This is a genomic window from Planomonospora algeriensis (assembly GCF_977012225.1).
Genome location: NZ_CDRNDK010001098.1, coordinates 1 through 466, shown reverse-complemented (window position 1 = coordinate 466; position 466 = coordinate 1). Strand labels below are relative to the sequence as shown.

Genomic DNA, 466 nt, shown 5'->3' with positions numbered 1-466 from the left:
TCGTGGCCAGCCGCTCCAGTTCGGGCAGGCCCGAGGCGGCGCACCGGTCGTAGAAGCGGAACAACCGCTCGGCGATGACATGCCGCTCGGGATGAACGCGAGCAAGAGCCAGCAGATCCAGGAGGTCTTCCTTGGCGTTCCAGGCGTCCAGGATCGGCCGCCCGATCTTCTTCGGCAGTGCATGCAGGTCATCGATCATGGGATCGAGTTGAGAGCCGTGCATCCGGGCCGCTGAGCGGGTCAACCGGCCCGCGCAGCTCCCACTCCCGGTTGCCCTTGCGGCCCCGCCGGCCACGGACCTGCACGGTCACCCGGCGGCGCACCTCGGTGACGGCGGCGTTGGCCAGCTGCACCAGGTGGAAGTGGTCGACCACCAGCACCGCGTGCGGCAGCGCGGCCCGCACCGCCGCCTTGAAGATCGTGCACATGTCGATCGCGACGTGCTTCACCTGCTCCTTCCACGCCG

1 protein-coding gene and 1 pseudogene are annotated in these 466 nt (G+C 69.1%); both read right to left on the bottom strand.

The window, feature by feature from the left end; genetic code table 11:
* Positions 1 to 199 (bottom strand): annotated as a pseudogene (locus tag ACWJ6R_RS37995) (hypothetical protein); the annotation flags it as partial.
* A partial coding sequence (locus ACWJ6R_RS37990; RefSeq protein ID WP_449066803.1) for a transposase occupies positions 189 to 466 on the bottom strand: 278 nt, incomplete at its 5' end. The pseudogene ACWJ6R_RS37995 and the gene ACWJ6R_RS37990, both read right to left, overlap by 11 nt.